At 48.3% G+C, this 25,152-nt stretch carries 21 protein-coding genes; 13 read left to right on the plus strand and 8 right to left on the minus strand.

Annotation, left to right across the window (positions count from 1 at the left end; all coding sequences use genetic code 11):
- Positions 1-17 precede the first annotated feature (17 nt).
- Entirely contained in the window at positions 18-2,672 is a 2,655-nt protein-coding gene (locus S2091_RS03225; protein WP_105530354.1) for a M1 family metallopeptidase, read from the minus strand.
- Between the two features lie 234 nt (positions 2,673-2,906).
- On the opposite strand from S2091_RS03225, the gene S2091_RS03230 reads away from it, so the two are divergent.
- On the plus strand, positions 2,907-3,251 hold the full coding sequence (locus S2091_RS03230; RefSeq protein ID WP_105530355.1) for a hypothetical protein: 345 nt from the start codon (positions 2,907-2,909) through the stop codon (positions 3,249-3,251).
- Here S2091_RS03230 and S2091_RS03235 read toward each other — a convergent pair.
- Complete coding sequence (locus tag S2091_RS03235) at positions 3,235-3,807, minus strand: type 2 periplasmic-binding domain-containing protein (RefSeq protein WP_105530356.1); 573 nt, start codon at positions 3,805-3,807, stop codon at positions 3,235-3,237. The genes S2091_RS03230 and S2091_RS03235 overlap by 17 nt on opposite strands.
- Positions 3,808-3,822: 15 nt before the next feature.
- Complete coding sequence (locus S2091_RS03240; protein ID WP_105530357.1) at positions 3,823-4,032, minus strand: transporter substrate-binding domain-containing protein; 210 nt, start codon at positions 4,030-4,032, stop codon at positions 3,823-3,825.
- Positions 4,033-4,231: 199 nt separating this feature from the next.
- On the opposite strand from S2091_RS03240, the gene S2091_RS03245 reads away from it, so the two are divergent.
- Positions 4,232-4,666, plus strand: a complete 435-nt coding sequence (locus S2091_RS03245) for an EamA family transporter (protein WP_105530358.1) — start codon at positions 4,232-4,234, stop codon at positions 4,664-4,666.
- Between the two features lie 283 nt (positions 4,667-4,949).
- Positions 4,950-5,387, plus strand: a complete 438-nt coding sequence (locus tag S2091_RS03250) for a surface-adhesin E family protein (RefSeq protein WP_165794895.1) — start codon at positions 4,950-4,952, stop codon at positions 5,385-5,387.
- Between the two features lie 259 nt (positions 5,388-5,646).
- Here S2091_RS03250 and S2091_RS03255 read toward each other — a convergent pair whose 3' ends face one another.
- The 3 genes from S2091_RS03255 to S2091_RS03265 all read right to left on the minus strand — a co-directional run bounded on the left by S2091_RS03255 (position 5,647) and on the right by S2091_RS03265 (position 9,423).
- Complete coding sequence (locus tag S2091_RS03255; protein ID WP_105530360.1) at positions 5,647-7,284, minus strand: ATP-binding protein; 1,638 nt, start codon at positions 7,282-7,284, stop codon at positions 5,647-5,649.
- A 64-nt stretch (positions 7,285-7,348) separates the two neighbouring features.
- Positions 7,349-8,323 carry a substrate-binding domain-containing protein gene (locus S2091_RS03260; RefSeq protein ID WP_105530361.1) on the minus strand — a complete coding sequence of 325 codons (975 nt, stop codon included), beginning with the start codon at positions 8,321-8,323 and terminating at the stop codon, positions 7,349-7,351.
- 209 nt (positions 8,324-8,532) lie between these two features.
- Positions 8,533-9,423 (minus strand): aldo/keto reductase, encoded by an 891-nt coding sequence (locus tag S2091_RS03265; RefSeq protein WP_105530362.1) that lies wholly within the window; start codon positions 9,421-9,423, stop codon positions 8,533-8,535.
- 426 nt (positions 9,424-9,849) lie between these two features.
- On the opposite strand from S2091_RS03265, the gene S2091_RS03270 reads away from it, so the two are divergent.
- From S2091_RS03270 to S2091_RS03310, 9 genes are all read left to right on the plus strand, one after another.
- The gene (locus tag S2091_RS03270) at positions 9,850-12,609 is read left to right on the plus strand and encodes a TonB-dependent receptor (protein WP_105530363.1); all 2,760 of its coding nucleotides are present in this window, start codon (positions 9,850-9,852) and stop codon (positions 12,607-12,609) included.
- A gap of 104 nt (positions 12,610-12,713) precedes the next feature.
- Entirely contained in the window at positions 12,714-13,571 is an 858-nt protein-coding gene (locus S2091_RS03275; RefSeq protein ID WP_165794896.1) for an ROK family protein, read from the plus strand.
- A gap of 49 nt (positions 13,572-13,620) precedes the next feature.
- Positions 13,621-15,921, plus strand: coding sequence for an ATP-binding protein (locus S2091_RS03280; RefSeq protein WP_133166846.1), 2,301 nt, complete (start codon positions 13,621-13,623; stop codon positions 15,919-15,921).
- Between the two features lie 41 nt (positions 15,922-15,962).
- Positions 15,963-16,637, plus strand: coding sequence for a response regulator transcription factor (locus S2091_RS03285; RefSeq protein ID WP_207769595.1), 675 nt, complete (start codon positions 15,963-15,965; stop codon positions 16,635-16,637).
- 197 nt (positions 16,638-16,834) lie between these two features.
- Complete coding sequence (locus S2091_RS03290) at positions 16,835-18,175, plus strand: sugar ABC transporter substrate-binding protein (protein ID WP_105530367.1); 1,341 nt, start codon at positions 16,835-16,837, stop codon at positions 18,173-18,175.
- Between the two features lie 84 nt (positions 18,176-18,259).
- Positions 18,260-19,183, plus strand: a complete 924-nt coding sequence (locus tag S2091_RS03295) for a carbohydrate ABC transporter permease (protein ID WP_207769596.1) — start codon at positions 18,260-18,262, stop codon at positions 19,181-19,183.
- Positions 19,176-20,024, plus strand: a complete 849-nt coding sequence (locus S2091_RS03300) for a carbohydrate ABC transporter permease (protein WP_105530369.1) — start codon at positions 19,176-19,178, stop codon at positions 20,022-20,024. Before S2091_RS03295 ends, S2091_RS03300 begins: the two co-directional genes overlap by 8 nt.
- Before the next feature lie 27 nt (positions 20,025-20,051).
- The gene (locus S2091_RS03305) at positions 20,052-21,155 is read left to right on the plus strand and encodes an ABC transporter ATP-binding protein (protein WP_105530370.1); all 1,104 of its coding nucleotides are present in this window, start codon (positions 20,052-20,054) and stop codon (positions 21,153-21,155) included.
- 14 nt (positions 21,156-21,169) lie between these two features.
- Positions 21,170-22,855, plus strand: coding sequence for a glycoside hydrolase family 9 protein (locus tag S2091_RS03310; RefSeq protein ID WP_105530371.1), 1,686 nt, complete (start codon positions 21,170-21,172; stop codon positions 22,853-22,855).
- A gap of 2 nt (positions 22,856-22,857) precedes the next feature.
- On the opposite strand, the gene S2091_RS03315 is transcribed toward S2091_RS03310, so the two are convergent.
- Positions 22,858-23,769: a LysR family transcriptional regulator gene (locus tag S2091_RS03315; protein WP_105530372.1), complete on the minus strand. Its 912-nt coding sequence runs from the start codon at positions 23,767-23,769 to the stop codon at positions 22,858-22,860.
- An 85-nt stretch (positions 23,770-23,854) separates the two neighbouring features.
- Here S2091_RS03315 and S2091_RS03320 point away from each other — a divergent pair, with 85 nt between their 5' ends.
- Entirely contained in the window at positions 23,855-24,253 is a 399-nt protein-coding gene (locus S2091_RS03320) for a carboxymuconolactone decarboxylase family protein (protein WP_105530373.1), read from the plus strand.
- A gap of 19 nt (positions 24,254-24,272) precedes the next feature.
- Here the strand turns inward: S2091_RS03320 and S2091_RS03325 are convergent, their stop codons facing one another.
- A complete protein-coding gene (locus S2091_RS03325; RefSeq protein ID WP_105530374.1) occupies positions 24,273-24,845 on the minus strand; it encodes a DUF3617 family protein in 573 nt (190 codons plus the stop codon).
- Positions 24,846-25,152 lie beyond the last annotated feature (307 nt).

Here is a 25,152-nt window from a genome sequence, read left to right on the forward strand (position 1 = left end):
GTAAATACCCCCTACAGTCACTTATGCGCAGCAAGCCAGGCATCAATCGCAGGCAGGCGTTGGGAGCGAACTTTGATGTGATAGTTGATGCTGGCAATCGCAGTTTTGGTGCTGCCTAGTGCACTTGGTGTTAAGTGAGCGTTGGCGTAAGCGTTCAGTTTATCTACCATCGCAGGTTCAGCGGAACCACTGGCGACACGCGGCAGGTAGCGGCTGCGTGAGCTGGCATCGACCAATTTTTCAACTTGGGCTAAATGTGCGATAGCAAAATCAAAAGCCAAGTCAGGATGCAAATGCGCTACGACGCTAATCATGCCGGCACTATTGGTGGCACCAGGCTCGTCGCTGATCGCTATTTCTAATGCGCGAGTAGCTAAAGCGGGGTCTTTACTGGTGGCGATTAAATAGAAAAGCTGATCTTTCATCATCGCGGATTTTTCCGTTTGAGCCGCCGCATGTAATTTTTCCCACGTAGCTGCGTCGGCATGCAACGCAATCACACTCATAATTACTTTGCGCAATTCAACCGGGAAGGCAGTCGGGTCGGAGGCGGGTGCGGCATACCGACGATTTGCTTCGTTGATCGTTGCCGGGTCATTGAGCTGGCTTAAGGTGGAAATTAATTGCTGGCGTAAATTAATGATGGCTGACGTGTCGTCGGCGTGTGCATTCCAGCTTATCTTAGCCATCACCGGTGTTAAGCGGGCGATGGCGAATTTGTCAAATTGCTGTTGGCGCAGTGGATCTGCCTGATAAGCTTGGTGGATCGAACTGTAGGTGTTGGCGATGCGGTTCCATATCTGCGGGTCAGCGGTTAGCGGTGTGACGTTAGCCAAGTCCAGGAAGTCGGACATCGGCTGCAAACCGGCCAGCCCCAGCGACCATGCATCCGACATTAAACCGAGTTGGTCTATCGGTGTAATCGTCGCAAAATTGGCAGCTAATGCGGCAAATTGAGTCGGTGTGTACAGCGTGCGGAAATAGCCGGTTTGTCCTGCGTTAATCAACACCGGGCCACAACCGGCCAGCTGTATTGTCCCTTTGCCGTCCGCCACCAAGGTTTGCGCAGGTGCTGCGCCCAGCACTTGTGCGGTAACAGGTACGTGCCATGTCAGTGATTTTTTATCTAAATGGTCGCGACTGAATTCTGCCTGGGTCAGGTTGACGCTGGTAGTACCGTTGGCGCAGCTAACCTCGCCCATTTTAATCATCGGGATGCCAGGTTGCAGCGTAAAGTCATGCGCAATTTCGCTGATCGGTTTATTGGTAGCCTTTTCAATCGAATGCCAAAAATCATCCGACGTGGTGTTGCTGTACGCATGTGCTTTCATGTAAATGCGCACACCGTCGCGCCACGCGTCAGAACCTACGTAGCCCTCTAACATATGAATCACCGATTCACCTTTTGAGTAGGTGATTTCATCAAATGCCTGACTGGCTTGTTCGACGGTATCGATGCGTTGCACGATAGGGTGCGTGGTCGATAAAGAATCTAATCCCATCGCCGATTCATGCACATCGACTACACCGAGTTTGGTATTCCATTCTGGATGCAGACGTTCTGTCATGCGGTTTTCCATCCACGAAGCAAAGCCTTCGTTGAGCCATAAATCATCCCACCAGCGCATGGTTACTAAATCGCCAAACCATTGATGTGCCATTTCGTGCGCAACGATGATGAAGGAAACTTCTTTGTCGCCTTGAGTTGAAATGGATGGGTCAAGCAGCATGCCGTGTTCAAAGGTAAAAATGGCGCCCCAGTTTTCCATCGCTGAGAAAAATTGGCTGCTGCCCGGTGCGGCAACGTTGTCTAATTTAGGCAGCGGAAAGCGCACGCCAAAGTAATCGTTGTATTCATGCAGAATCGCTTTTGATGCGGCCAGTGGAAACGCCGCTTGCGAGAGCGAGCCCTTTTGTGTGATCACACCGACTTCAGTACCGTCGATGCTGTCGGTGGCACGTTCAAAATCACCTAAGCCGAAAAATAGCAGGTAGGTCGACATTTTAGGCGTCATGCCAAAATTGATGACGCTGCGCCCATCCGGTAAATCGGTTTTGCTGGTGATTGGCATATTGCTTACCGCCATTTGCGTGCTCGGCACCGTCACTTCTAACGCGAAGGTGGCTTTGTAAGCCGGTTCATCCCATGACGGAATTAAGCGACGTGCATCGGAGTTTTCAAATTGGGTGTAAATAGCGCGTTTGTGGCCAGCGGCGGTGTCGTAATCAACTGAAAACAGGCCATTTGCCTGAGTGCCGATGACGCCGGTGTAGGCAATGTCTAACGTATAGCTGCCTTTGGCAATCGGGTGCGCGAAGTGAAAAGTTGCGGTTTCTTCCTCTGCATTCACACTTATTTTGCTGGCCTTCAACGCAGCTTTGCCATGTGCCGAACTCAATAGCACCTGTTGAAAAGCTAGGTCGCTCGCGTTCAGGGTGATGCTGGAAGTCGGTTTCAGTACGTTAATGCTGATCTTGATGTTGGCGCTAAAAGTAGCCGCAGCCGCATTTGGTGTTAGTGACAGTGCGTAATGCGTCGGGCTAACTGTGCGTGGAAGCTGAGTTGTGGTTTGTGTTTGCGGAGTGCTTGTAACTGCCGAATTGGCAAATACAGGAGCGCAAGAAAAGCCGACCAGTGCGAGAACGGCGGCAGAAATTAAATGGCGGTGCATCGAATGACCTTTGTAGTGGAATGTGCAAGGGGGCAACATTACGCCTTTTTCTTACTGGCGGCAAGGCAAGAGCGTGCTTGAAAAAATAATTGTTTTTGAGGGATTTTTTTCGTTAATTAGTTGTATACGGGCAAAAAAACGACAGTATACTTGCCCAAAAAAAACATTTAGCTCATCCTGTTTGGTTCACCTTAATTCGCTTTTAGTGTCTGTTAAATAGATCGCTGTAATACCATGAATTTGCAAACGAGATTAAAAAACAAGCTGCGTACTGTGCTGAGAATCCGTACGGAGCGCGTACTGCCGCCGCCCGGGCCGCAGCCAAAAATTGGCAGCAGCATTGTGCGTGACAGGTTGCGAATCCGGTTGAAATATCCCGTCACCAGCGAACAGTGGGAATGGTTTACGGCGCATGGCTGGCGCACAGTGGACATGCGCACCAACCGGCGTGAATACGCTTCGGTATCCGACAAAGTGTTGGTCAAGCTGCTACATATGAATGGTGTTGAGCGCGATGTATTGCATCTCCGTCTGGTTAACAAAGGCAGTCAGGAAAACAAGGCTAATAACGTTGAATGAATTGTTGGTATTTAATCTGGTCACTTTTTAATCGCGCCAGCTGAAGGTCATAGGCTTGCATCAATGCATTGATATTGGGATAGCGGGTAGTGCTGTAGGTGGATGCATCCGAGAAGGCGTTGGGATAAGGTTTTGTGAATAAAATCCAATCGTAATAGGTAACATTTGCTAATTTCATGCTCCGAATCATATAGGTTCCGAGGACCAGTGGAGTTGGGAATAACTGAATGTGCCCAGCCTCTAGTTTTCTTAGATTAGTGGCTGCATCAGTGGCCGGATCTAGCTGCGCATCGTAATGTTGATGCGCCCGGTCTGGCGAAGGAAACGCTTCCCAAAAATTGGGGTAATAGGCATTGTTATAGACAATACCGATCAACAAACCGGAGCGCCTTACGTCGTCATAATTATGTAGTGGGTAAGCAGCTTTGGTTTTCTGATTGGTCATGAAGACGAAATCGGCTTTCCAAACCCAGTTTTTGGGCCAATGTACGTAATGCGCCCGCTCTTCAGTATAAGAAACATGTAAGCCGACATCAGCCTGACCGCTTTTGAGCATGTCCCAGGCACGTGCCTATGGAACCAGTTTAATTTCATAGGAAATACCTAAACTATCAAAGACCGCTTTCGCAATATCTACATCGAATCCGGTTACATTACCTTTATCCATAAATGTTGCAGGTGCATAATCTTCCGCAACAATCACCAAAGGCCGTGTTTGCGCGGCAACTAATTGTAGGTAAGCGCATAAGCAAAAAAGTATGGTTGCCTTAATTAATTTCATTGAATGCTTGATTTACTTTGCCATGTTGAAAGTTGCTCAATAGGGTGAGTTTATTCAAGCGAGTGAAATGTGCAAGGGCTGGGTGTAAATACACTGAAGACAAAGTGGCAGATAGGTTTTTAATGCCCCAAAATTAGGAATGTAAAGTAGCTAAAGTTAGCACAAGTTTGGATTTCAACATTCACCTGAGGATAAATTTATGGCAACATCAACCGGTTGGTTTTATTGGGCAATTCTGTCGGCCATTTTCGCGGCGCTAACCGCTATCTTTGCCAAGATCGGTATCCAGGGCGTTGATTCGGATCTGGCAACCCTGATTCGGACTGCGATTATCGGCGTGGTGCTGTCGGCGTTCGTTGCTTGCACCGGCAAGTGGTCCAACCCCCTCGATCTTTCTATGAAAACCTGGTTGTTCCTTGGCTTGTCCGGTTTAGCCACGGGAGCCTCTTGGGTGTGTTACTTCCGGGCGCTCAAAATAGGCGAGGCATCCAAGGTCGCACCGGTAGATAAATTCAGCCTTGTTCTGGTAGCCGTGTTCGCATTTGCGTTTCTGGGTGAAAGGCCGTCGTTGCGTGATTGGGTGGGCATTGCGATGGTCGCTGGTGGCGTTCTGTTGCTGGCTTTTAAACGCTGACGGTGGAGTAAAAGGTTTCATGATGCATGCAGCATGCCTGCGGAATGGCATCGCCATGCAGGGCGAGTATGTTTTTCAAAATTAATTGAGCGCAATAATTCGATTTAATTGAATTAATCGTGACTTTAAAACGACAGGAACTGCCAGATTGAACACCAACTGTTGACTTACAAATAATAAATACAGTTTAATCCATGAGCGATGGCAATGAGCTTGTTAGAAGCCGGTCAGCGCGGAGTCGGCGTAATCCAGACGATCGTTTTCTGCCTCATTTGAGAAATCTTTGACAATCTTTTTAAAGGCAATCATGCGAAAATTATTTGCGTTACTGTTCCTGATTTTTAGTAGTCAAGCTTTTGCTAATTGGGATAAGGTCTCATCAGTTGCTGCATTTTCTAATGATGAGGGTAATGAATATTACTGGGATTTAAGTACATTACGGCAGCAAGGGCATACATTCAAAATCTGGACGATGTTGGACACGAAATCACCAACCGACAGCAATTTTGAATCCGGAAAAAAAGTCCAATCGGTACGAAAATTTATTGAAATAGATTGTGTCGAAAAAAATCAAAGAATGCTTTCTTATGTTGAAAACGCCGGGCTGGGCGGTACGGGAGCCACAATTTATAGTGAGTCAATAACTAGCCCCTGGAATCCTTTCACACCACATTCGTGGACAGACTTCCTGTATCAAAAATTCTGCAGAAAACAAAAGTAGCGTGAACAAGGAGTGACGCGGGCAATGCATCGTTTGGGTGTAATGCGCGACGATGGCCTAGCGATTGAACTCAATCCCAGGCCATTTGCATTGGTGGGAAAAGGTAGCCGCCTTGGGGTTCGAAGGCGCAACAAAGAAGTTAGAGGAATTAGGAAATTTCATCCAAGGCTGGCATAGCCTGCGGTTGAGATTCGTGAGTGAATGAAAGATTCAACTCAATCCAACATCTGATACAAGATCAAGTTTGAGCTAACAAAATTTAATGCTGCAAATTGGTCGCCTTAACAGGTAGCGTCAAAATAAACGTTGTACCTACCTTCAGCTCGCTATCGACATGGATCTTGCCGCCCAATACGCCGCAGACAATGTTGTGCGAGATATGCAGGCCGAGGCCGGAGCCGCCTTTGCCGAATTTAGTAGTGAAAAATGGATCGTAGATGCGGCTTAAATTGTCCGGACTGATGCCACATCCGTTGTCATGCACTTTGATCTCGATGTGTGAATCCGACAGAGTGCGGGCGCTAATTGAAATGATGCCGGGGTCATTACCTGATTCGCGCTGATCGAAGCCGTGAATCAACGCATTGTTGATCAGGTTGGTGAGCACCTGACCTAAGGGGCCGGGGTAGCTGTCCATCATAATCTCGGGCGGAATATCTTGCTTAATCAGATGCGGGCGTTTTTTAATCGCCGGTTGCAGCGTGAGTATAATTTCGGAAATCACTTCAGCTAAAGCAAAGCGCCGCGCGCCGGAGGTGGTGCGGTCTACCGCGACTTGTTTAAAGCTGGCAATCAGGCTGCCAGCCCGGTCCAGATTTCGCTGCAAAATGTCGGCACCTTCTTGCATTTGTGCCAGATACATTTTAAGGCTGGCGCGCGAAACTCCATTCACGCTTTTGGCTTCGAATGCCTTGCTAAATTCAATCAAGGTACTTGCCGCCATAATGCCGTTACCAATCGGGGTGTTCAGTTCATGCGCAATGCCTGCGACTAATGATCCGAGCGCAGCCAGTTTTTCATTAAAGATTAAATCTGCCTGTGCCTGATTCAAGGTTTCTATCGTGAGCGCTAATTCACGATTGGTATCTTGCAGTGCATTGGTGCGTTCAATCAACGACTCGCGCATAGCACTCATGGAATACAGCAAGCTGGAATGGTCGTTGGAGTCCAGTGCAATGAAGGATGAGAGGTCGCCCAAGGCGATTTTTTTAGCGATCGATACCGCATAATCAGGCTCACCACCGAGTTGTTTTAACAGCGATCTGGTAATGATCACGGTAATGCCGATACTCAAAACAATCGCTAGCGCTGACAATATAAACATGAGTTTGCGTGCTGAAAAATAGGTGTCTTCTACTTCTTTGCTGGCCAGTGTCATCAGGTTGATTTGATCGGCCCGTAGTTTTTCCAGTAGCTCAAAATAGATATCTTGGTAGCCGTTTAAATCGACTAGCAGTAAATTCCTGGCTTCCCCCATTTTGTGTTCTGCCACCAGATGAATAAAATCTTCTTGATTGACGAGGTAGGCGGAATGGACGATTTTGATTTCATTGAGTAACTCTTTGGAATCGGGGTCGGTCATCTTTAATTGTACTTGTTCTAATTCAGCGGCCATATTGATTTTGGCCTTATTGATTTCATTTAACTGGTCTTGTAAATGCGCCTGATCATTAAAAATTAAGGTATTGCGCATCTCCCTTGCGATGATGTTGAGGTCATTGCTGAGTTGGTTGACGACGATGGTGGCAGGGTATTTTTCTCTTAAGGTCGCGTCGGTGATTCTGCTCAAACTACCTAGCTTATAGATCCCAAAAAAGGCAACAACAATCAATAGAGCGACTACCGTGCCGTAGCTCCATGTTAAGCGTTGACCAATTGTGGATTTCGGGAATCTCATGAGGGAATTTTAAAAATGCACAAGGACGTACCCACCCGAATCGAGGTGCCTGACTCTCTTCGCGTTATTCGCCTCCAAAAACCGTTTTGCTTACAGTCGGCATTAGTTGAGTAATATTTTTTCCCGTTCCGACCAAGATCGGAATCAAAATTTGCTTGGCTGGAGCCACGCCTTGCATGCTACTGAATAAGGCTTCTGCGGCTTTACTTCCCATGAGATAAGGCTGTTGCATGCCAACGGCAATCAAGGCGTCGCTTTTTAATAGTTCGGCCACTTCCGGCATCGCATCAAACGAAACAATTAAGATCTCGCCGGTTCTTTTGGCGGCTTTAATGGCTTGCATTGCACCAGTAACGGGCTGGTCTGTTTCAATAAATAAACCGCGCAGGCCGGGGGTTGTTTCCAATATCTCTTTGGTGAATTTAAAGGTTTCTTCGGCAGAATAGGTTTGCATTTGTCGTAAGCCCGTTTCCTTGGTGATGCCAGCATCTTTTAGTGCATCACGAAAACCGTTGCTTCTGTCTTGACCATTTTTTCTGGCCAGCGAAATCGTAATCATGGCAAACGGGCTTTCGCTCCAGCCCTTGTCTTTCATCTTGGTGGCCAGCACTACGCCGACATCATAAGCGCCGCGATAATTATCGGATTTGATGTAGGACGCATATTCACCGCCATTGGTGCCGACGTCGGCAATCACCACCGGAATTTTCGCCTTCATGGCGAGTGCTAATACTTCTGGCGCAGTCTTGCTATCAATCGGGGAAATAACGATGCCCGCCACATTTTTAGCAATCGCTTCCTGAGCATTTTTTAACTGCGTCTGGCTGTTGAGGTTGCTATCCAATTCAAGATAACTATAGCCATTTGCATCGGCGATAGATTTGACACCTTTGCCGATAGTCTTCCAGAAAGGGAGGTCACTTTTAGCGCTAATGTAGACAATTTGTTTATTCGCCGCGATGGCGCTATTGCTTAGTGATAAAGCAAGGAGCACTGTCGATGCCAAACAAACATTTTTTAAAAATGATCCGATTGTCATTTTTAACTCTCTTATCCAAGTTGCCGGGTGACTTTTTTTGATCCAATAGCTATCACTTCACATTAGCGAAAATTTCTTATAAAGCAAGGATCTATGCGGAAGAAAACGCCCGCATTCACCAAAGAAAGAGGTTAAATTTAGTTGGGCTGGATGCCAGTACAACTAAATTTGTCAAAAAAACATAAAACGGATTAAATTGTCTCTTTACATCAAGGAACAGCAGTTCCAGTCGAAGCACACCAAACGGCAAACCAATGTTCCCGCGTCAGCGTTAACCCGATGGCGGCAACCGCTTCCCGCAAGGCGAAGACCCGGCCAGAACCCGTCAGTACCACCGGTTTGGAAGGATGTTGTAATAACCATGCATAGACGATGGTGGTTGCAGAAACACCATATTCTGCGCCAAGCGCAGCGAGCGTGACGCGCAAACGTTCGGCACGCGGACTATGTTCGTTGAATACACGTCCTCCGCCTAATGCCGACCAGATGATGGGCGAAATCGACAGGCGTTGGCATTGATCCAAGGTGCCGTCATGCAGGGAGTCCAGATGTAATGGCGACAGTTCAATTTGGTTGGTGGTCAGTTTATGGCGTGAAGCGAGTAAATCAAATTGTGCGGGCGTGAAGTTGGAAACGCCAAAGTGACGCACCTTACCCGCGCGCTGCAGCAGTTGAAATGCTTCAGCGATTTCATCGGCCTGCATTAACGGATCGGGTCGGTGGATTAACAGCAAGTCGACATAATCAGTGCCTAACAGGCGCAATGAATTTTCTAATGAAGCGATGATGTGCGCGCGGCTGGTATCGTAATGCGTCACGCGTAATAAGGACTTTTCGTCGCGCCAGACAATGCCGCATTTGGTGATGATTTCTATTTTTGTCCGCAAGCTCGGTGCCAATGCCAGAGCTTCTCCGAATGGCGCTTCGCTGCCGTAAATGTCCGCGTGGTCGATGGTGGTAATGCCGAGTGCTATCGCCTGCTGCAAAAAATCAAGACGTTTTGCGGTTGAAAGCTGCCACGAATCAAGCCGCCATAAACCGAGTGCAATACGCGAAAATTCAGGGCCGTTGGCGCTTAAGTGGATACGTGTGTTTGGCATAGTTATTTGGCGTGAGCTTGGGTTGGGGTTGACTAAACAGGGCGGGATTACAACGTGCACGATTTTTATTATAGACCATCAAATTCAGTTGTTTTTCATCTGTTTAGCGACGACTAAGCTAGTCATCATGGGAAGGAGAAATTATTATGTCGGCACACTTCCTGACATATAGGTACATTTACTTAGTGGCTAGGGTATATCTCAGTATTGCTGAGGACTATTGAATATATCAATATTCTAAAAACACCTGTTTTGACATTAGTTTTGAGATTAATTTTGATATGAGTTTTTGAGATTAATGGTCACGGTGATGAAGATCAAATTTGAACATACGCTGCCGCCAGCGCACAGGCTGAGTCGGATGTATTTCAGGTTTGGCATACGATGCGCCACTCATCATGAGAGGCCACTATAAGGGGATCATTGATGAAGGTACAGCGGACAAGTATTGCCATAGCCGTGACGATGGCGTTGACGACAATAATTATGCCGGCACAGGCGCAGCAGGCCGACAGCAAGCCTGTGGATGTAGTGCAAAGCAGCCTAACAGTTCCAGCTTCAACAGCGCCAGACAGCACAGCACCAGTGAGCCAGGTTATTGTTACCGGCATCCGCGCTTCAAGAGAGCAATCGCTAAAAATGAAACGCGATGCTGATTCGGTTATGGATGTGGTGACTGCGGAAGATATCGGTAAGCTGCCGGATAAAAACGTGGCTGATGCGGTGCAGCGTGTTCCTGGCGTGAATATCAGTTCCGGCTCCGGCGGCGAAGGCGGTTTTTCGGAAAATGACCGGGTAAGTATTCGCGGCACCAATCCAAGTCTGACCCAGACCACAATTAACGGTCACACCGTATCGACAGGTGACTGGTATATCGGCGACCAGCAGGGAACAGTCGGGCGCAGTGTCAGTTTTACTTTGCTGCCATCTGAAATTGTCGGTTCGGTTGAAGTGCAAAAAAGCTCGCAAGCCGATTATATTGAAGGCGGCACGGTGGGTAATGTGAATGTGGTGACGCGCGCCACGCTGGATTTTAAGAAACAGCTGACTGTTGAAGCAACCGTGCAAGGTATGTATGCCGATCTTCCAGCCAAAACTTCGCCGCAGCTAAATGCGCTGGTTAACTGGAAAAACGACGAAAACACTTTCGGCGTGTTATTCCAGTTATTTTCTGAAAAGCGTAATGAACGGCGTGACGGGCAGGAGTTATTCCTGTTAGGTTCCAACTACATCGGCAATCCCAGCGACAATAGTGCTGCCGTTGTTGCCGCCCATTCTGATTTGAATGGAGTTAAGTATCCCAGTCAAATTGGTTCCGCCGCATTTACCCAGCAAAGTACCCGGACTGGTGGTTTGCTAGATTTTCAATTCAAGCCATTAACCGGGGTTACCTTAGATATTAATGGCTTTTATTCGCGCTTTAATACAGACACGTTTGACACGAATTTCATGGCAAGTCCCTATAACTTGTTGTCACAAGGCGTTTCTCCAAACAGCTACACCGTAAAAAATAACACGCTCGTTGCCGCCTCTTTCCCGAATACCGTATTTAATCCGAATGACCCGAATCCCGGCGCAGACATGCCTTTTCCGGGCGTCCGTGATTCAATTTATCGCCCCAACGCAGGGTCAACAGCCGGTTATCTGGACTTTGACAGCAAGATCAGGCTCAGCGATACGCTGACCATCACATCTAAAGTTGGATATACCCGCGGCACTGGGGAAACGCCGCATGATTACGGCTATGAAGCCTACTTAATTAACTCGCCCATGTCTTATCAACTGAATGGGACCAACGGGCCGGCTAATGTGTCATTTCCGGGAGTGAATACCGCCAATTTTAACAACCCGGCCAATGTGACTAACGGCGGTAGCTGGTCGCAATCCGCCAAGGTAACCGATCAAGAAACTTACGGTCAGGTTGATGCGATTTTGACGCTGGATAACGGCTATTTTGAAAGCGCCAAATTCGGCGTGCGCTATGCCGAGCACAAACGCACTGCCTATGACGTCAATTACGGGTGCTCTACCAATCCTAACGATCCTTGCTTTACTAACCCAGGCCAAACCTTACCAGCACCAGCTTGGAACGGTACGGTCTCCCCCGGTAATTTTGGTGCGGGGATTGGCGCTGGCCCAGGATTTTTGTCTAATTTTTGGGTGTTAAATCCAGCTAATATCGCATCGTGGCAGCAGCAATACGATAGCGTCAGTCTTGGGCCGTCGTATCAAAATAACTTTGAAATTAAAGAAAAAGATACGGCAGCCTATGCCATGACGAATCTGGTCGGCGACCATTGGCGCGGTAACATCGGTTTGCGGTTGGTGAACACCAATCAGTTCGGCACTGCCTATGATTACAACTCCGCAACTAGTAGTTTTGCACCGGTCACATCGACGCACAATTATGTCGACGTTTTACCGAGCGCAAACCTGAAATTCGACTTAAGCAAGGACTTGGTAGCACGCTTCGCGGCATCCACTACCATGTCCCGCGCAGATTATTCTTCGTTATCGCCAGCGGTGGTGTTGAATAACCTGAATTTGACAGGCTCTGGGGGTAATTCCGATTTGAAGGCGGTGAAGTCGAATAATGTGGATGCCACGTTGGAATGGTACTTTGCGCCGCAATCGATCTTGTCGGCAGGCCTGTTTTACATGGATATGCCGTCTTACATTACCTTCGGTAATAACGTACGGCCATTCTTGAATACGACCACCGACCAGATTGCCAACTTCCTGGTGACGTCGCCGTATAACATCGCCGCCAAGAATGACGGGTTAGAGCTGGCCTGGCAGCAATCATTCGGTAGCGGGTTCGGCGGGTTGGTCAATTACACCTATGCCGACGGTCATGATGCGAGCGGAAATGCGCTGGTTGGTTCTTCAAAGAATACCGGCAATGTGGAAGTTTATTATGAAAATGCGGGCTTCAGTACACGGTTAGCCTACAACTACCGTTCTTCGTTTTTGGTCGGCTTGGCTAACGTAACACCGCAATATGCTGCGGGAATCGGCACACTGGCTGCATCGATCAATTATAAAATAAACGATAATTTTTCGATTACATTTGATGGCCTCAACTTGAATAATCCAGTCATTAAATATTATTCCAATGCAGAACAGCCTGAGGCGTTTTATTCAAATGGGCGACAATTCTTTTTGGGTGTAAGGATGTCTTTGTAGATAGTAAATTTAAATAGCGTTGCGTCGTTCTTGCGGCAAACAGGAGTTAAATCCAGTTTGCCGTTTTTTGCTAATAAGCGATGAATTTTAATTGCGGGGGTGCTGTGCAAAAAGTAGTAGTGTTCGACATAGGCGGCAGCAATAGCCGTATTGCTCTATTTGATGGCGATGACATCGTCTGGCGCGATCAGGCGGCTACGCCCGGCCAGCAAGGGCCTGACGCAATGGTGGCGCGGATGGTTGAGTTGTATCTGCCAACACTCAATCAGCGATTGCTCAATTTAGACGTGAACATCGGCGTGGCGATCACCGGGCAAATTGTTGACGGTTGTGTCACTGCGCACAATGCGGCCGTATTACCGGGTTGGCAAAGCTATCCATTGCAAAAGGTGTTATCTGAAAAGTTGCAGAGGTCAGTGCGAATAGTTAATGATGCACGTGCTGCGGCCTGGGGTGAATATCTCTACGGAACCGGGCGCGGTGTTGACGAGTTTTTATTTTTAACCGTGTCGACCGGCGTTGGTGCTGGCTTAGTGTTGAATCGCCGTTTGCACATTGCGCGTAACGGTTTTGATGCAGAAATCGGCGAGATGAAAACGGCAGACGGTGCCACGCTGGAAGAACATGCTTCCGGCACAGCGTTAGGGCGGTTAGCGTTGGAACATGGTTATGCCGGCGCAAAAAGCTTATGTGATGCCGCGGATTTGGGCGACTCTCGCGCTACCGAATTAGTTGAAAATGGGATACGCGAAATAGCCAAAAAATTGGCTGATCTGGCCGTGATGCTTGGCATTCAGCGAGTTGCGGTTGGCGGTAGCGTGGGTTTGAGAGCGGGTTATATTGAGCGGCTGCGGAGTGAGGTAGCAAAATATCCTCCTATCTACCAAGTCGAACTAGTCGCTGCCGCGCTGGGGCACGACGCAGGATTAGTTGGTGTAGCGGCCTTGGCTAGATCGGTTTGATGCGTTAAAGTTGCTTGTATTCATCAAACTGTCAAAAGGAGAGCTGGCCTTGTCAAGCACCACGCAGAAGTTTGTTCAAAGCCGTTGGCCCTGGCTGGCTGCGTCATTAATATTGACAGTCGCTTTGTTCGTTTCTTCAACGCTAGGTTGGCTTTGGTACGCCGACCAGCGTGATGCTGCAGCGCGGGAACTGTCGCTTGATCTGTTGTGGTTAGAGCAAAACGTCACGCAAACGTTGAGCGACAATGAGCATATGTTAGACAATTGGGCGCGTGACCTGCAAACACCTTCAGCCCATTCCTACGCCGATTTTCTATCGCTTGCCGATGGCTTAATGAAAGAAAATCCAGCACTGATCTCCATCGATTACCTCAACAAAAATGGTCAGCGTGTCATCGGCTTGCCCAATTATACGGAGCGCCCGGCAAAGCTGCCGCCCGTTAACGACCCACTGATAACGGAAGCGATACAGCGCTGTTATACCTTGAAAAAACCGGTATTTAGCCGGGTCATTGAACAGTACGCGCCGCTCTGGGTAATGGTCGTTCCGGTATCAGATGAAGTGTCGAATGAAGGAGTGGTACTCGCCACTTACGATCTCGACCAACTACTGTCATTGCAGGTTCCTTGGTGGTTTGTGCAGCGTTACGACCTTAGTTTGGTCGATCGCGATAACAAGCAATTATCCCCACATGACGGGAGCACTATCGAAGTTAGTCGTGATGTGCATAAATTAAATTTTGGGCCGGATAACAGCGGCCTTTCATTGCGTGCCAGTTCACATGCCAGGGAGCATTCGGAAGGTTTGCTGTTGTGGTTATCGGCTGCCGTAGTCGCGTTTGGATTGTTGATAATCTGGTTATTAAGGTTGCTGCAACGCTGGTTGCGGGAAAGGCAAATTGCACAGCAGGCGCTCTCGCATGAGTTGCGCTTTCGTGAAGCGATGGAGCAATCGCTGGTAACCGGTTTGCTGGCGTTTGATAAGGCAGGTCGCATCATCTACGTTAATCCGGCGTTATGCAACATGCTGGGTTTGTCCGCAGAATCTTTGATTGGATCTTCCGCTCCTTTTCCGTTTTGGCCGCAAGAAAATTTGAATGAATGTCAGGCGGCGCATGATGCGATGCTGCGTGGCGATAATCCGGATAACGGGCGGCGGTTGAATTTGATGGATGCCGACGGAACCCGGTTGTCGGTACGACTATTTGCTTCGCGATTAGCTTCACCCATAGTTAATGGTGACAACAAGCAGAACGGTTGGATGGTATCGCTCTACGACACGACCGAATTACAGAAAGAACGCGAAGCACTGGCTTCTTCGCGTGAACAATTGTATGCCGTGTTGTCGGGGTTGGATGCGGCAGTCTACGTTAGTTCATTGAGTGATGGTCGGGTGTTGTTTCGGAATCGTCATCATGCTGCCTTGTTCCGGTTTGATGCCGAAGGCGATTGCTGTTTAATTTGCTGGCCCGAATTAATGCATGGATCTGAGCTGACATCAGTGGAGTTTCGAGACCGTCAGAGTGGGCGCTGGTATCACCTTGAACGGCGCACGATACTCTGGGTAGATAACTCGCCGGTGTTACTTGATATTGCTACCGATATTAGCGCCAAACGGGAAGCTGCCGATACAGCACAAGAGCGCGACGAGCTACTTCAGCATACGGCGCGGCTCGCCAATTTGGCTGAATTTGCGTCGGGTATCGCGCATGAATTAAACCAGCCGCTGGCCGCTATTGCCAATTATTCAGCAGCTGCCGACGCTTTTCTAGAAGCGCAACCGGTACAGACCGCGAAGGTGCATGAAGCGGTTCGTCGCATGGGCGATGAGTCGCGCCGAGCCGGAAAAATCATCCACAGCATGCGTAGCTTTATTCAAAAAAGAGCGATCAGGCATGATTTTCATCATCTCAAGGAATTGCTTACGGAACCTTTGGCGTTGTTAGCACCGTTGGCTCAGCGGTTGCAGGTAGAAATTGTGCTGGAACTGCTGGAAGAAGAAATTACCATCGAATGCGATGCGGTCATGATTGAGCAAGTGCTATTTAATCTGATTCGGAATGCATTGGAAGCTGTGGCGGGCAGCGATCAAACAGATGAAGGGGTCATCGTGCGCATAGAACGCGATGATGAAAATGTCACCGTGAGTGTGTCCGACCGTGGCCCGGGGATTCAGGAGCCGGATAAGCTGTTTCAGCCGTTCTATACGACGAAAAGCGAAGGCATGGGACTCGGTTTGGCAATCTGTCGCACAGTGATTGAAAGCCACGGCGGCAGGTTGTGGGCCGAAGCCAATGTCGGTGGTGGTGCTCGTTTTAGTTTCAGGCTGCGCTGTAATGCTTTTACTTGATTCATTGATCAAATCAATTTAACTGGTGGGTGCCATAAAAAATGACGAATAAGAAGAGTAGCGAAACGATGTTAACTGAAACGCCCTATATCGCCATTATTGATGACGACCCCGGCGTCCGCGGTTCTCTGGGCATGCTGCTGGAGACGAAGAACTGGACGTTTGCAGAATTTGAGCGTGCCGGTGATTTTCTTGAAAATGCCAAACCGAGTGATTTTAATTGCATGATTATCGATATCCGCATTCCTGACATGAGCGGCCTGGAATTATTTGAAGAGCTAAAGCGTCGCGCAAAAAACACTAATGACTATCTATCGCCAGCGCTTTTTTTGAGCGGGCATGGTGATATTCCCATGGTGGTTAAAGCATTGAAACAGGGTGCCGCCGATTTTCTTGAAAAGCCGGTTGACCACCGAACCTTGTTAGATGCCATCGCGCGCGCCTTGTCGGCTGACCGTAGCGCGCGTACTAGCCACAATTCACAAGCCAAATTGATACAGGAAATTTCTGAACTGACTTTGCGTGAACGTGAGGTATTGACTGAGATTGTCGGTGGATATCTGAGCAAGCAAATCGCGGATCATTTAAACATCAGCACCAAGACAGTTGAAGCACACCGCTTGCGCATATGTCAAAAATTTAATATTCGCACCAGCATGGAGTTGGCCGCCAAATTACGCGATGTATCACCCAGCTTGTGGAAAAAAAGTGAATAGAAGAAGGTTGATGAAGGAAGAAGATGAGGTCGCTGTTCCATGCCAGCGATTTCAGTAGGTAAATCTACCAACAAGCTAAGGTACATTTCAGGATTGTTGCCCTTCACGGCGCATTTTAAAATCAATACCATAAATGAAACGCAGGCTTTCTGGCCTCTCATTGATTTGGTAAGCAAGGATAACAACTTGGAATTACGATGAAAACATCAAGCTTTAAACCTTCTTATCTGGCGAGTACGTTATTGCTAGCCACGACGCTGGGAATGGCGAGTCAATCGGCGATGGCAACGGAATTAAATATTTGGATCATGTCGACAACAACGCAGCAGCAACAAGACATGAAGGAACTGCTGCGCCCTTATCTTGCAAAAAATCCCAACCTGAGAGTGAATGTCACCGTATTAAACTGGGAATCGGCATGGAGCAAAATTACCGCCGCTGCGGCATCCGGGCAAGGTCCCGATTTACTGGAATTAGGTACGACATGGGTGGCGGCTATTTCATCAATGGGCGCACTGGAACCGCTCAGCGCACAACAGCAAAATGAAGTTGGCGGTGCCAAGGCATTTTTCCCGGCAGTGTGGGGCTCCACGCATCGCTATGACGACACTAAAATTTACGCGCTTCCCTGGTACGCGGATGCGCGTGCGGCCTTTTACCGCACCGACGTTTTTAAGAAGGCCGGCATTAATCCCAAAGATGCGTTTACTAACTGGGGCAGCTTCAAGCAAGCGATGCAAAAAATCAACGGGCAAATGGTGGATGGTAAAAAAATTGCTGCGCTTGGTTATCCGGGTAAAAACGACTGGAACGTTGTACATAATTTAGCTCCCTGGATATGGAATGCAGGGGGAGATTTGCTGACGGCCGATAAAAAACATTCAGCGATCAATTCGCCAGAAGCGTTGCAGGCAATTACTTATTACACGAGTTTTGCGGCAGAAGGCTTGGTACCGTCGTCGGCATTGGAAAAAGATTCCAGTCAAATTGAATCCGGATTTTTCAATGGGCAATATGCGGTTATTTTTACTGGTTCGTGGATACTCAGGCAGTTAAATACCCCTAAAGCCAAGGGCGGTCAAATGGATTCCGTCGCGGCACATAATTTCGGCGTTGAATCGTATCCGGCAGGATTAAAAGGCAATCAGACTTTTTTCTCAGGTTCTGATCTGGCCATTATGAAATCGTCGAAGAACAAAGACGAAGCGTGGAAATTGTTATCTTTTATGACCTCGCGTGAAGCGGAAGTTAATTACAGCAAAATGTCCGGCATGTTGCCGGCCCGGCAGGACGCCGCTAATGATCCAACCTTAATGGCAGATCCGCATTATGCGGAATTTATAGCTCAGGTTAAAAACGGCCGCCATTACCCTTCCGTTGCCGGCTGGGGGCCACTGGAATCGGTGTACCTGAAAAATATCGGCAATATGTTCGACATTGTCGCCGGTGTTAAAGGGAAATACACACCACAGGCCATTAAACAGGCGCTCGATGTTACGGCGAATGAAGCTAATGATGTGCTGGACGAATCACGATAAGCCGTCTCGCCGAATCGTCGCGTTAAATAGCCACGCTCAATTTCACAGAACTGCTTTGATCACTATTCCGGGTAAGGAAGTATCGTGCGCGTAAAGAAGCTGGAAATATTCCCCTATTTGTTATTAATGCCAGCCATTTTGATGATGGTGGTGGTTAATCTCACACCGATTATTCAGGGATTTTATATGTCCCTGCTCAAGTTGAATCAATACACCTTGAGTCAATATCTGGATGCACCGTTCATCGGGCTGGAAAATTATCGCCGCGTTATTTTTGAAGAACATAGCCCAATCCGCGCCGGACTCGGGTTTGCTTTGCGCAATACGTTGTTGTATACGTTGATGGTTTCAGTTTTAGCGATTGTTATCGGCCTGGCGGTTGCGGTGCTATTGAACAGAGATTTCCCGGGAAGAAGTATCGCCCGCACGTTACTTTTACTTCCTTGGATTGTTCCGTCGTATGTGGTCGGAACGCTGTGGGGATTCATGTGGCAACGCGATGTGGGCATTATTAATGTGGTGCTGGTTGACTGGTTGCATTTGTTCAGCGAACGGCCTTTTTGGCTGCTGGGATCGAACAGCTTTTGGGCGATTGTGATACCAACTGTCTGGCGTGCCTGGCCGGTAATGATGCTGATTTTTCTGGCGGCCTTACAGGCAATACCGGAAGACCAATATGAAGCAGCCACGTTGGATGGAATCAGTAAATGGCAGCAGTTTATTCACATAACTTTACCCTTGCTTAAGCCAGTTATTGTGATCCAGTTCATGTTCCAGATTATCGACAATATCTATTCCTACAACATTGTTTCCATGATGTTTGGTAACGGTGCGGGGCATCCCGGCGAATGGGCTGATTTATTAATGCCGCTGCTGACCCGGCAATCATTTAGTTATTGGTTATTTGGGCAAGGCGCGGCAGTTTCTTTCATCATGATGATCATCATGTTGATATTTGTTGCGGCCTGGATGCGCTCATTTAAACGGAGCATGATCAGTGATGAATAAGCGTAAAACCAATGCATTGCTGCTCAATTCACTGACATGGGCGGTCGTCGTTTTGTCTCTGCTACCTATTTTTTGGATGGTGTTGTCCTCGTTGCGCAATTACAGTGACATTGCCGATGGTGATCAGTTAGATGCAGGCTTACCGTTGCAATGGCAAAACTATATCGACATGTGGGTTAACGTTGATTTCTTTAATTTCTTCAAAAATAGCCTGATCGTTTGCAGCATCACGACACTGCTTGCAACGCTCTCGGCAACCTGTGCCGCCTATGCATTGGCGCGCTTCCGTTTTCGTGGTTCCAATACGGTGAGCGTCGGCATCACCGTTACGCAAGTGATACCGGGCATGCTATTTTTTCTGCCCTTGTACATGTTGTATCGTCAAGTAGGTGAGTCATGGGGCATTCCCATGCTCGATACCTATCATGGCCTAATTTTCTTATACGTTGCCTTGTTTACGCCAGCCAGTATCTGGATCATGCGCGGGTTTTTTATATCGATTCCGCGCGAATTGGAAGATGCTGCAATCATCGACGGCTGTTCTCGCTTCGGTGCATTCGTACGCATCGTTTTACCGATTAGTGCGCCCGGCATCATCGCGACAGCGACCTTTATTTTTCTGTTGGCCTGGGATGAATTATTTTTTGCCTGGACCCTGACCAGTTCGTCATCCGTGCAAACGATACCGGTCGGTATTCGGCTTTTTATCGGCCAGTATCAACACCGTTACGATTTGATGATGGCGGCAGCAACAGTTTCAACCGTGCCGGTATTGATTGCGTTCTTCGCTTGCCAGCGCTTCTTTATAAAAGGCCTGGCTGCCGGTGCGGTTAAAGGATAAATCTTAAGTTTCAAGGAAAGATTAATTATGGCTTCAGTCAGTTTCAAGAATATCTCCAAGCATTACACCAAAGATGAAAGTGTCATTAAAGGAGTCGACTTCACGATAGAAGATGGTGAGTTCGTCGTGTTCGTCGGCCCCTCCGGTTGCGGCAAATCGACGCTGTTGCGCATGGTGGCAGGTTTGGAAGACATAACTGACGGTGAGATATACATTGGCGATGTGTTGGCCAATGACTTGCATGCATCCAAGCGTGGTGTGGCAATGGTGTTTCAATCGTATGCTTTGTATCCGCATATGACGGTGCAGCAAAATATGGGATTTGCGCTAAAAATGGCGAGCGCACCCAAGGCCGAAATTGAACTGCGGGTGCGTAAAGCCGCCGAAATATTGCAGATAACCCATTTGTTAGACCGCAAGCCCAAGGCGCTATCTGGCGGACAACGGCAGCGCGTAGCAATCGGCCGCGCCATTGTGCGGCAGCCTAAGGTTTTCTTATTTGATGAACCCTTGTCTAATCTGGATGCGTCGCTGCGCCAGAATATGCGCATTGAATTATCGAAGCTACATCATGAGCTTGGCACTACGATGATTTACGTCACGCATGATCAGGTCGAAGCGATGACCTTGGCGGACCGTATCGTGGTATTCAATGCCGGCAAAGTGCAGCAAGTAGGTAGTCCTTTGGATTTATACGACAATCCGTGTAACCTGTTTGTCGCCGGGTTTCTTGGCGCACCAAGAATTAATTTATTGAAGGGTAGGCTGATTGAAACGGGAAACGCTAGTGCTGAAATAATTCTGCCTGGTGGTCAGAATTTGTTCGCTGCTGTCGATGCCAGCAGCGGCGTGAAGGATGAAGCAGTGACGCTTGGAATTCGGCCTGAACATCTGCAATTGTCCAGCGCTTCCGAAGCGGGTTCCATTGCTGCAAAAGTGGTGTTGATTGAACATCTTGGGGATCAAATTTTGGCCTACCTCAGAATAGCGGGCGTTGCTGAAGAGTTGTGCATGAAGCTTTCTGTGCATAAAACTAATTTGCGTTATGACGATACCGTGCATATTACTTTGCCAGCTTCTAATTGCATGTTGTTTGATAAAACGGACGAAGCATTTGTGCGGCTAATTTAAGAAATTAGGAACCTATGAAAATTTTACACAATCATCTCGGCTATCAGCGTGATACTCGCAAAGTGGCATTAATTCAAAGCAGCGTGTCATTGGTAGGTAAAGCATTTACCATTGTTGACGCTGAAAAACGCGAGCCGGTGTTTGTCGGACAGCTGACGTCGCGTGGAAAAGTGGCGCAATGGCGCGATTGGCAGTTTTGGGAAGCTGACTTCAGTAAGCTGCAAAAAGATGGCAGTTATTTTCTGGTTGTGGACGACGTGGTTTCGCCTTTGGCTTCACAGGTTTTTAAAATCTCCCCCTACCTATACGGCGGGCAAATAGTTTCTGACTTGCTGCACTATTTTAAATCGCAGCGATGCGCGGGGATGTTTGACGCAGCCGATCGTTCCTGCCTTAAATACGGAAGCAATGAGCGGGTTGATGTGCATGGCGGTTGGTATGACGCTTCCGGAGACGCCTCCAAGTATTTGTCGCATATGTCTTACACCAACTTCATGAATCCGCAACAGACTCCGCAAGTGGTCTGGAATTTAATCGACGGGCGTGCGCACATGCCGGTGCAATCCACGTGGCTGGATGATCGGATTGTGGATGAAGCAACGCATGGCGCTGATTTTTTAATGCGGATGCTGGACCCTGCCGGTTATTTTTATATGACGGTATTCGATCGCTGGAGTAAAGATGTTGAGCAACGTGAAATTTGTAGTTATACCACCCAGCAAGGGCATAAGTTTGCTACCTATCAGGCAGGGTATCGTCAAGGCGGTGGCAGCGCAATTGCGGCGTTAGCGCGTGCCAGTGGATTACCGCGTGATGGTGAATATTCGCGCGCCAGCTATCTTGTCGCAGCAGAGCGAGCCTTTGCGCATCTTGAAAAGCATAATCTTTCCTATCTTGATGACGGTAAAGAAAACATCATCGACGATTATTGCGCCTTACTAGCCGCTACTGAATTGTATGCGGCGACCGCTAAACCACTCTACGCAAGTGCCGCCGATTTTCGAGTCGCCAAGCTAATGAAGCGTCAAAGCGAAGCTGGCTGGTTTTGGGCAGATGACGCGCAAACCCGGAGTTATTTCCATGCTGCTGAGGCGGGCCTGCCATATATCGCTTTGTTACGATTTATGGAAATATTTCCAGACGCATACCTGTTTTCAGATAGCCGTGACTGTCTGCGGCGAGGATTACAGAACGATATTTTAATAACGTTGCACGGTGATGGAAATCCATTTACCTATCCGCGCCAGTATGTGCAAATGCCGGATAAAAAAGGGCAAAACCAATTCTTCATCCCTCATCAAAATGAAAGCGGTTATTGGTGGCAGGGTGAGAATGCACGGCTGGCTTCGCTGGCTTCCGCCGCGCAAGGAGCGATTCGGTATTTTGCTGGGGAAGACATCTTTTGTGCTTCACTGAGCACATATGCACAAGGCGCGCTAGATTGGATTTTTGGTTTTAATCCTTTTGATACCTGCATGATGCAAGGGCATGGCCGTAATAATCCGCGCTACGAAAAAGGAATGTGGAATGCACCCGGCGGCGTTTGTAATGGCATCACTTCGGGGCTTGAAAATGAAGAGGATATTGATTTCCGTTCTCCTGCTGAAAGTGTTCCGACTCATTCCTGGCGCTGGAGTGAGCAATGGATACCGCACGGCGCGTGGTTGTTCCATGCACTGACACAGCAGCCGATGGAATAGCTTTACAAAACAGGATTTGAAGCATTGGCCCGCACCAGTTCCAAGAATGAACGTAGAACCGGTGATTGATTTTGTGCCGAATATGCGATGGCGATCTCCATCGATAAATTCTTAAATTCGTCTTTCAGATCGCGAAAAACAACTCCCTGCCGCTTGACGTTTTGGAGCGAAGCAGGGATCAATGCAAAACCCTGTCCGTTCGCAATCTGCCCAAGCAGAATGTGATGATCCGGCGGCTCCGGGATTACCGTCGGCTTAAAATTGACCCGTTCGAAAAACGCCTGACTATAATCATAGAACCCCGGATTGAGCCGCCGTTCAAACCAAAACAGCGGTTCGTTACGCAGATCGTCAAAGCCAAGTTTCCTCTTTTTGGCCAGTTTATGATTGGCGGGCAGTGCCACCATAAGCGGTTCTTCCCGTATCGTTTCTACGTTCAACCCTTTAGCATCTGTGTGCATGCCGATGAAAGCTGCGTCCATGTTGCCATTGTTAATGTCGCGAATTAAAGCGATTGAATGTTTACCTTTGGTGACCAACCGCCAGCTTGGAAATAGGTTGTGAAACTGTTCTGACACATCCGGTATCGCGCTGCGATCAAATACCGTCGTGTAGCCAATGCGCAATTGCCCACCATCGACATTGCCTGCGGCTCGGGCGGCAGCAATAGCCTTGGCCGCTTGTTGTAGCGTGCGTCGTACTTCCGGTAAAAATGCACTTCCTGCCGCCGTCAGCGTTACGCCGGTTGGGTTGCGATGAAATAACTCCACTCCCAGCTGATCTTCCATTTGACGGATTTGCCGGCTCAATGGCGGTTGCGAGATATTCAAGCGCTCGGCAGCGCGCCCAAAATTGAGCTCTTCGCAGAGCGCCAAGAAATAGCGGAATTGTCTTAAGTCGATGGATGTAGTCATACCGAAAAGGTATCATAAAAATGGTATTGGATGTGTGAAAGAACACGTTTTACAGTGCGTTCAGACTAATACAAAGGAAGCAAACATGGACAACATACGTTATTTACGCGGCTGGGAAAAGCTGAAAGAAATCGATGGCGAACAAGGTGAGCGAGTCATTGCCAGCTTGAGCGATATCGCGCCCGATTTTGCAAAACTGCTAATTGAATTTCCGTTCGGCGATATCTATTCCCGACCCGGCCTAGATCTTAAATCAAGAGAAATTGCGGTTGTTGCGGCACTCACCGCGTTGGGCAATGCAGCGCCTCAACTTAAAGTGCATATCCACGGTGCGCTGAACGTCGGCTGCTCCAGAACCGAGGTGGTCGAAGTCATCATGCAAATGGCGGTTTATGCCGGTTTCCCTGCTGCGCTGAATGGCTTATTCGCCGCGAAAGAAGTGTTCGCTGATCGTGACGCAAAGAAGAATGCTCCTGAAAAGTAAAGGAACGGGAGTGCAGCGGTTACTTTTGTTGAGTAGTGCCATGCATTTCTTTCATCATTTGATCCGCTGGTTTGATGCCCTGACAGTCGGCGCCAAGAAACGTCATTTGTGATTCACTTTGTATCGAATGATGACCCTTGGCATCCGTCACCGTCATATCTACGCTGGTGGAAACTGTATCGCCGTTAACGGTACTTTTTCCACTCCCAACAGAGGTGCGTCCGTTGTTGGTGCAATTGAATTCAAATGTACTGGTATTCCCACTGCGGGTGACTTTGGCCGGCGCACAATGACCTTCACGATCCACTATCGGCGCGTTCCTAGCCGCCATGGCCGGGCTAATGCAGACACGTATGGTGCCGCCCGCTCCCATGTTCATCATGCCTTCCATTTTCTTACGCTGCTCTGGAGTCATCTTAGCCATACTTTCCTGCATTTTTTCCTGAACTGCTGCCATCTTGGCGCTCATGTCTTGTCCATCGAGTACTTGTTTGATTTGCTTCATGTCCCAAAGCCCGGCTTTTAAACTGGAGGTTTGCGCTGATGCAATGCCGCTCAGTATTAAAAGAATTGCCAGCGTCGTTTTCTTCATGCTTGCCTCCTTGGGGTGATGAACAAGATTCAGACTAGCAGACGCTTCAGCTGACTTCAATGTGACATTGTTAGCGTGTTGCCAAACAGTTGGTCATAGACAAAGTGAATAGTTTGCTTTAGGCTATTCAATTGCAAATTAGTAACTACTAACGCATTGGTGGCAGGGTTGAATAGCAGCAAGTTTCGATGGTAAAACAGTGTATCGATTGCCGATGTTTTGCCAGCTAGAAAGTACGATGATGAGTATCGCAATTGGCACACAAGCCAATGGACGAAAACGCCGCTGAGTAAAATATCAAGGTGGC

Origin of the sequence: Solimicrobium silvestre (genome assembly GCF_002976435.1) — a bacterium.
GTDB lineage: Bacteria > Pseudomonadota > Gammaproteobacteria > Burkholderiales > Burkholderiaceae_D > Solimicrobium > Solimicrobium silvestre.

Excerpts from the sequence above, each read along its gene's own strand:
- S2091_RS03225 (WP_105530354.1), bottom strand. The coding sequence starts at position 2,672 with ATGCACCGCCATTTAATTTCTGCCGCCGTTCTCGCACTGGTCGGCTTT.
- S2091_RS03230 (WP_105530355.1), top strand. The coding sequence starts at position 2,907 with ATGAATTTGCAAACGAGATTAAAAAACAAGCTGCGTACTGTGCTGAGA.
- S2091_RS03235 (WP_105530356.1), bottom strand. The coding sequence starts at position 3,807 with ATGCTCAAAAGCGGTCAGGCTGATGTCGGCTTACATGTTTCTTATACT.
- S2091_RS03240 (WP_105530357.1), bottom strand. The coding sequence starts at position 4,032 with ATGAAATTAATTAAGGCAACCATACTTTTTTGCTTATGCGCTTACCTA.
- S2091_RS03245 (WP_105530358.1), top strand. The coding sequence starts at position 4,232 with ATGGCAACATCAACCGGTTGGTTTTATTGGGCAATTCTGTCGGCCATT.
- S2091_RS03255 (WP_105530360.1), bottom strand. The coding sequence starts at position 7,284 with ATGAGATTCCCGAAATCCACAATTGGTCAACGCTTAACATGGAGCTAC.
- S2091_RS03260 (WP_105530361.1), bottom strand. The coding sequence starts at position 8,323 with ATGACAATCGGATCATTTTTAAAAAATGTTTGTTTGGCATCGACAGTG.
- S2091_RS03265 (WP_105530362.1), bottom strand. The coding sequence starts at position 9,423 with ATGCCAAACACACGTATCCACTTAAGCGCCAACGGCCCTGAATTTTCG.
- S2091_RS03270 (WP_105530363.1), top strand. The coding sequence starts at position 9,850 with ATGAAGGTACAGCGGACAAGTATTGCCATAGCCGTGACGATGGCGTTG.
- S2091_RS03285 (WP_207769595.1), top strand. The coding sequence starts at position 15,963 with ATGACGAATAAGAAGAGTAGCGAAACGATGTTAACTGAAACGCCCTAT.
- S2091_RS03290 (WP_105530367.1), top strand. The coding sequence starts at position 16,835 with ATGAAAACATCAAGCTTTAAACCTTCTTATCTGGCGAGTACGTTATTG.
- S2091_RS03300 (WP_105530369.1), top strand. The coding sequence starts at position 19,176 with ATGAATAAGCGTAAAACCAATGCATTGCTGCTCAATTCACTGACATGG.
- S2091_RS03305 (WP_105530370.1), top strand. The coding sequence starts at position 20,052 with ATGGCTTCAGTCAGTTTCAAGAATATCTCCAAGCATTACACCAAAGAT.
- S2091_RS03310 (WP_105530371.1), top strand. The coding sequence starts at position 21,170 with ATGAAAATTTTACACAATCATCTCGGCTATCAGCGTGATACTCGCAAA.
- S2091_RS03315 (WP_105530372.1), bottom strand. The coding sequence starts at position 23,769 with ATGACTACATCCATCGACTTAAGACAATTCCGCTATTTCTTGGCGCTC.
- S2091_RS03320 (WP_105530373.1), top strand. The coding sequence starts at position 23,855 with ATGGACAACATACGTTATTTACGCGGCTGGGAAAAGCTGAAAGAAATC.
- S2091_RS03325 (WP_105530374.1), bottom strand. The coding sequence starts at position 24,845 with ATGAAGAAAACGACGCTGGCAATTCTTTTAATACTGAGCGGCATTGCA.